7 protein-coding genes are annotated in these 6,290 nt (G+C 65.4%); 5 read left to right on the top strand and 2 right to left on the bottom strand.

Going from position 1 to position 6,290, the window contains the following annotated elements; all coding sequences use genetic code 11:
- Positions 1 to 468 precede the first annotated feature (468 nt).
- From ACIPLC_RS38000 to ACIPLC_RS37990, 3 genes are all read left to right on the top strand, one after another.
- Positions 469 to 879: a VOC family protein gene (locus tag ACIPLC_RS38000; protein WP_363633471.1), complete on the top strand. Its 411-nt coding sequence runs from the start codon at positions 469 to 471 to the stop codon at positions 877 to 879.
- A gap of 322 nt (positions 880 to 1,201) precedes the next feature.
- Positions 1,202 to 1,585, top strand: coding sequence for a hypothetical protein (locus ACIPLC_RS37995; protein ID WP_363576929.1), 384 nt, complete (start codon positions 1,202 to 1,204; stop codon positions 1,583 to 1,585).
- Between the two features lie 20 nt (positions 1,586 to 1,605).
- Positions 1,606 to 2,610 (top strand): transposase, encoded by a 1,005-nt coding sequence (locus ACIPLC_RS37990; RefSeq protein WP_400477632.1) that lies wholly within the window; start codon positions 1,606 to 1,608, stop codon positions 2,608 to 2,610.
- A 224-nt stretch (positions 2,611 to 2,834) separates the two neighbouring features.
- On the opposite strand, the gene ACIPLC_RS37985 is transcribed toward ACIPLC_RS37990, so the two are convergent.
- Positions 2,835 to 3,407 (bottom strand): TetR/AcrR family transcriptional regulator, encoded by a 573-nt coding sequence (locus tag ACIPLC_RS37985; protein ID WP_400477631.1) that lies wholly within the window; start codon positions 3,405 to 3,407, stop codon positions 2,835 to 2,837.
- A gap of 66 nt (positions 3,408 to 3,473) precedes the next feature.
- On the opposite strand from ACIPLC_RS37985, the gene ACIPLC_RS37980 reads away from it, so the two are divergent.
- Positions 3,474 to 4,445, top strand: coding sequence for an SDR family NAD(P)-dependent oxidoreductase (locus tag ACIPLC_RS37980; RefSeq protein ID WP_400477630.1), 972 nt, complete (start codon positions 3,474 to 3,476; stop codon positions 4,443 to 4,445).
- Between the two features lie 174 nt (positions 4,446 to 4,619).
- On the opposite strand, the gene ACIPLC_RS37975 is transcribed toward ACIPLC_RS37980, so the two are convergent.
- The gene (locus ACIPLC_RS37975; protein ID WP_400477633.1) at positions 4,620 to 4,988 is read right to left on the bottom strand and encodes a hypothetical protein; all 369 of its coding nucleotides are present in this window, start codon (positions 4,986 to 4,988) and stop codon (positions 4,620 to 4,622) included.
- Positions 4,989 to 5,115: 127 nt separating this feature from the next.
- On the opposite strand from ACIPLC_RS37975, the gene ACIPLC_RS37970 reads away from it, so the two are divergent.
- Entirely contained in the window at positions 5,116 to 5,568 is a 453-nt protein-coding gene (locus ACIPLC_RS37970; RefSeq protein WP_400477629.1) for an SMI1/KNR4 family protein, read from the top strand.
- Positions 5,569 to 6,290 lie beyond the last annotated feature (722 nt).

Here is a 6,290-nt window from a genome sequence, read left to right as displayed (position 1 = left end):
TCAGCACGGCGCCAGCCCCGCGATCTGCCGGAGGCGGCAAGGCCACACGTTCAGGCGACGACAGAACGGACTTAATCTCTCATTCCGCCCTCTGAGGACCAACTTCATCCGGACGCCCACGCCTGGTCGTCCGGATGAAGTTGTCTCACACCTGGTCAGCGCGTTGCTACCTGACAACTTCACCCGGACAGGACACTTTTGTCCGGTCTCAGCGAAACGGGGCTTGTCGCACTGATCTGCGGGCTGGTCGTGCGGTGCACGGGGCCAGGACAGGTTTGAGTGAGACGGTGTCCCGCTTTGGGGTGGCTCTTGTCTCGGTTCAGGTGGCTTGTCTCAACCCAGTGGGCATCGTCTCGGTGTGGACGATCAGGGGGAGCTGCGGAGCGGCAGGGGCAGGGCGGCCGACCTCAGCGGAGCTGCTTAGGGCCTGTCTCGAAGTCGGGTGTGAGCTTGTGTCAAGATCGTGGGATGCTGCGACTCACCGATTTCATTATCGACTGCCCGGACACGATGAAGCTGGCGGCTTTCTACTCCGAGGTGACGGGCCGTCCGATCAAGGAAGGCAGCTCCGAGGACTGGGCTGGCATCCAGTTCGGCGAGATCGAGCTGGCATTCATCCGGGTGGACGACTACCGCGCTCCGCAGTGGCCCGACAGCGAGCACCCCAAGCAGTTCCACCTCGACTTCGAAGTGGACGAGATCGAGTCCGAGCAGCGCCGCGTCCTCGACCTCGGCGCGACGCTAAGGCAGGACTTCATCGGCCCCAACGGCTACGGCTGGCAGATCTACACCGACCCGATCGGCCACCCCTTCTGCCTGTGCCGCAACAAGGGCGTCATCTGGACCGACCAGGGCCCGATCTGGCCCAAGCGCGCCTGATTAGAAGCGATCACCTCGGACTGCGAACGAATTCCTCCGACTGCGGCCAAGCCCTGCCTCGGCGAGGCAACCAGGAAACTGCCACCTTCAATGAGAACTGTGGAGGCAGGTGTCTCAGCATCCTGACGCACCCCAGCTCAGGGCACACCGACTCCGCCATGATCGACGAGACGCGTCCCCGGAACCCGTGAGCCGACAGCCGCGGCGACCTGCCAGACCTGTCACGAATCCCACTCCAACCTGCCCTCTCTGTCAGCCTTGGGTGAGACATCCCGCTGTGTCGGGTTAGCCTGAGAGGGCCCGAGTAGGAGTTTCACCCCTGATGACCAGCACCAATCCGTCCGCAGCCGACCCGGCTCCCAGGCCGAAGCGCCGCACGTTCAGTCCCGAGTACAAACTGCGGATCGTCGCCGAGTACGACGCCGCGCCCGAGGGCGAGAAGGGTGCGGTCCTGCGCCGCGAGCGCCTGTACCACTCGCACGTCACCGAGTGGCGGGCCGCACGCGATGCCGGGGCCCTGGAGAACCTGGCCGACCACCGCACGAGCCCGGCCCGCCCGAAGAAGTCCGCCGCCGAGGTCGAGAACGAGAAGCTGCGTCGACAGGTGGAACGGCTGGAGAAGGAGCTCGCCCGGAACAAGGCCGCGTTGGAGGTCCTGGGAAAAGCGTCGGCGCTCTTGGAAATGATCTCCGAGAGCGCGGACTGAGGCACGCCGCCGATCCCGTTGTGGACGAGGCGTTCACCGGCGTCGAAGACGAGCTGGGCACCACGGCCGCCTGCCGGCTGACCGGCCGCTCCCGGGCCACCCACTACCGCAGGCTCAAGCCGCCGCCCGTGCGCGGGCCAAGGTCGCCGCAGGTCCAGCCGTCGGCCCTGACAGCCGAAGAGCGTGATGCGGTATTGGAGTTGATGAACAGCCCCGAGTACGCGGAGCTGGCGCCCGCGCAGATCTGGGCCCGTGAGTTGGACACCGGGCGCTACCACTGCTCGGTCTCCACGATGTACCGGATCCCGCGCGAGCGGGGGCAGTCCGGTGAGCGCCGCCGCCAGGCCACCCACCCGGCCAAAACGGTGCCCGAACTGGTCGCCGACGGACCCTCCCAGGTCTTCACCTGGGACATCACCAAAGCTGCCGGCCCCAGCAAGGGCATCTGGTACCACGCCTACGTCATCATCGACATCTTCAGCCGCTACATCGTGGGCCACACCGTTGAGCTGGCCGAATCCGGGGAACGGGCCGAGGAGTTGATCCGCGAGACCATCGCGTGCAACGGCATCGTCCCCGACACCGTGCACGCCGACCGCGGCACCTCGATGACCAGCAAGAAGGTCTCCCAGCTGCTGATCGACCTCGGCGTCACCAGAAGCCACTCGCGCCCGAAGGTCTCCAACGACAACCCCTACAGCGAGGCCCAGTTCAAGACCACCAAGTACATGGCCGACTACCCCGAACGGTTCGAATCCCTGGCCCACGCCCGCGAATGGTTCGACGCCTTCACCTCGTACTACAACCACGAGCATCGGCACTCGGGCATCGGACTTCACACCCCCGCCAGCGTCCACTTCGGGACGGCGGAGGAGATCCGCGACCAGCGCGCCGTCACCCTCGCCGAGGCCTACGCGCGGCACCCCGAACGCTTCGGCCGCCGCCCCAGACCACCCCAGATCCCCAAGACCGCGTGGATCAACGACCCCGCCAAGCGCCGCGAACCCACACCACAAACCTCATAGCGTCACGACCGTCTCACTGGACTTGAAATCTTCCGCTGTCACCCCGCAGGTCAACGGCCCTATCTCTGCAAGACCTCATGCGACGGGACACCTTTCGCCCTCGTGCAGGCGGCTTGCTCTCGCTACGTAGGCCGCGTTCCCATCGTTACTGCCACGGTTGCTCGCGGCATGTACGTAAGGGCCGGAGGTACCGGCTCTGGGCACGAGCGGCACACCGCGTTTCCTCAGTGCACCAGGAGTTCGATGGCGACCTTCAGGCGTTCGAGGTAGAACTCCCGCGTCGTGGCCTGGTACTTGAGCCCGATCGATGCGCTGATCATCGTCTGTGCAACGGCAGTGGCCATCTCTTGTCCTGACTCGATGGCGATCGCATTCATGATCAGTTCCTCGAAACGTCGTGGAGCCGTCTGTGCGATCCCTCCGAGGAGGTCGGGGTTGTCCTCGATGACGACTGCGACATCGCGCGCCAGCGGGCCGACGTAGCGGCCCGCCCATTGGTCGAAGGCTTCGACGAGGCGCTCCGGAAGAGGACGGTCGACATCGGCCAGGACGTGTTCGACCACTGCGATGTCGCCTTCCAGAGCCTGGGTCGCCGCAGCGCGAAACAGAGCCTCCTTCGAGGAGAAGAGAAAGTAGAGCCCGGGGCGGGAGATGCGCGCAGCCCGCGCCACTTCCTCCATCGAGGTCTTCCGGTAGCCGAATCGAGCGAACGTGGCCAGAGCGGAGTCCAGAACCGTGGTCCGACGGTCGGTATCGGTGGTTGGCGACGACAAGGGGCCGGCCTCGGGACTGCTCATGGGGCGAGCATAGGAGCGGGGGATCCAGCTATACAAGTTCAGTTCAGTGTGTATAGCCTCGCTGCTATGACGGCTCGCGAACCCCTCTCCACGTCCTTCACCGCGTCCAGCACGGCGGACGAGGTGATGCAGGGCGTTGACCTCACCGGCATCCGCGCGATCGTGACGGGAGCCTCCTCCGGGATCGGCATCGAGACGGCTCGCGCGTTAACCGCAGCCGGGGCCCAGGTGACGCTCGCCGTGCGAAACACGGCTGTGGGTGTTGCCGTCGCCGGAACGATCGAGAGCTCGACCGGAGGGATCCGCCCCCGAGTCGTCCACCTGGACCTCGCCGACAAGGCCACCGTCACGTCGTTCGCCGACGCGTGGAGCGGCCCGCTCCACCTGCTGGTCAACAACGCCGGCGTGGTCACAGGTAGCCTCGAACGAACCTGCGAGGGCTGGGAGTTGCAGTTCGCGACGAACCATCTGGGTCACCTCGCACTCGCCATCGGCCTGCACCACGCCCTGGTCCTCGGAGCGTCCGAGCGCGACGGGGCACGGATCGTCTCGGTCAGTTCGACGGCGCACATGCGTTCTGGCATCGACTTCGACGACCCCCACTTCGAGCGGCGCAGCTACGACCCGCAGGTTGCCTACGCCCAGTCGAAAACGGCGAACTCCTTGTTCGCTGTCGAGGCGACCCGCCTGTGGGCGTCCGATGGCATCGTCGCCAATGCAGTGAACCCGGGCGGGGTGGCGACGGGTCTGCAGCGGAACTTCACCGCGCAGCAGAAGCAGTCGCTCGATGCGGCCGAGGCCGCCGGCGTCTTCACGTACAAGACGATCCAGCAGGGAGCCGCCACCACCATGGTCGCGGCCGTGGCTCCGCAGTTCGCCCACTCCGGAGGCCACTACCTCGATGACTCGCAGGAGGCCTACACCGTGCCGAACGACGCCGACCTCGCGCAACACCCGCACGGCGTCAAGGAATGGGCGCTCGATCCCGCTCTCGCCGAGCGCCTCTGGGTGGTCTCGACCGACCTGCTCCGCACCTGACCTCCCAACGTCACGACACCCCGCCCGGCAGCGACGAGCCGACCGCCCCCGGATTCCGCGGAAGCCAGGCGCAGTGAGAATCCCGCGTCGAGCTTTCTCAACCCACCTGGCGACCCCGCAGCTCACCACAAGATCCACAGACAGGCTCAACGCGACGGGACAACCGTTCAGAGCTCACACCGAGTCGTCCAGGTGTTGGAAGGCCCTTTCGAATTCTCCCGAAGCAAGCAGCTTGGTGATCACGGTCACCATCTCCCGGATGCCAGGATCTCGAACGATCAGCCCGTCCGAGCACCAGAAGCACCGACCACCTGCCGCTTCTCCTGTCTCCTCCCATCTCTTCATCGACCGGCTGACCTCGGCGACGGTGAAGATTGTTGCGCTCCAGCGTGAGCCGTCGGAGAGCTGGACCTCAGCATCGACGTTGCAGACCTCGTCGAGTGCCTCACCGGGGTTCGGGAGGAAGGAAGTCTCGAAGCCATCGGTTCGGACGCGATAGTAGGGACCGTTCCATCCGGCCTCGGATCGCAGTTCCGTGCTCATGTTGGTCACTTGGGGAGGGTCCCAGCGCATGACGCCGGGCACAACTGGCTTACGGGCAGCTGATCACACTGGTGACACCCTTGCCGGTGAGCCGGTAGTTTGCGGGAGGACAGAGAGAAGAGTTCGCATGGACTCCCGGATCGCCCGCATCCGACGCAAGCTGGCCAAGGTGCCCTATGCCGCACTGCGAAGCCACTCCTTCGGTGAAGAGGAGCACGGGTTCCGCCTCGAACCCCCGTTGCCGGACGCGAAGGTCACCGAGTTCGAGGCCGATCACCACATCGAACTGCCGGACCCCTACCGCAGCTTCCTGACCACACTGGGCGGGGGCGGAGCATCGCCTTTCTACGGCCTGCTGCCGTTGCAGTCATGTCGGCTGTTCACGATGGACCCACAAGGCGAGCCCGGCCGCCCTCGGGGGTTCGCGTTCGTCGGCGGTCCGTCCCACCGAGGTGACCTGTTCATGCTCGCTGGGCGCGACAACCGTGACCTGGAACTGATCTCACCAGCCCTGCGAGCTCCGGTCGACCGCATCCTGAGGCAGCACCGGAGCTACACCCGAAGGGTCCATGCCGCATAGAACGCCAGCATCACTTCGATCGCGCCAACGATCATGGAGTAGTCCATGGGTGCGCTACCGCGATGTCCCGCGCGTGTCAGGACCCACAAACGCAGCCATCCGCTGCTTGGAGCGCGATCGACTGATACCCGGCATCGTCGCCACGGCCGTGAGCGTGTGGTCCGCCCGAGTCCACGGAACCCAGCGACGTTGGAAGCCATGGGAGGCCGAATTCACCTGCGTCTGCTGCGGCGAAGGCTGGGCCCGCGACAAGCTCGAAGAGGCTATCTCCATGCTCCCGCCCCGAGCCTCAGGCGAACTACGAGCACGGGTCGACGGTCTGGACTCGGTGTTGCTGCGGCGGACCCATCACGAACCACAGGCAGCTTCCGAACTGGCCTGGTGGCACCGCAGGTTCTGATCACGGGAACTCGCGCTCGTCGCCCCTGGAAAATGCCATCTTCAATGAGACCCTCACCACTGACGTCCCAGCAAAAATGGCACTTCGCAGGCCAGGGCCCCCTTTGTCAGACCGTGATCGGCGGGATGCCCATCCCCTCCTCACCAGGCACACCACCAAGGCATCGGGCCTACCCGCCCCGAATCCCAATCAGGCCTGACAACGCGCAGGTTAGGAAGCCATCTCATTTGGGTGCGGTTCGTTTCGAGTGAAGCTGCTGATCAAGCAGTGAGGGTGTAGTTCTGCTGATCGGGGGTGGGATAGAGGCGCTCGTGCTCGTGGG

It is taken from the genome of Kitasatospora sp. NPDC086801, from assembly GCF_044745805.1.
GTDB lineage: Bacteria > Actinomycetota > Actinomycetes > Streptomycetales > Streptomycetaceae > Kitasatospora.
Note: the sequence above shows the minus strand (reverse complement) of the source record. Positions and strands in the feature narration are given on the sequence as shown.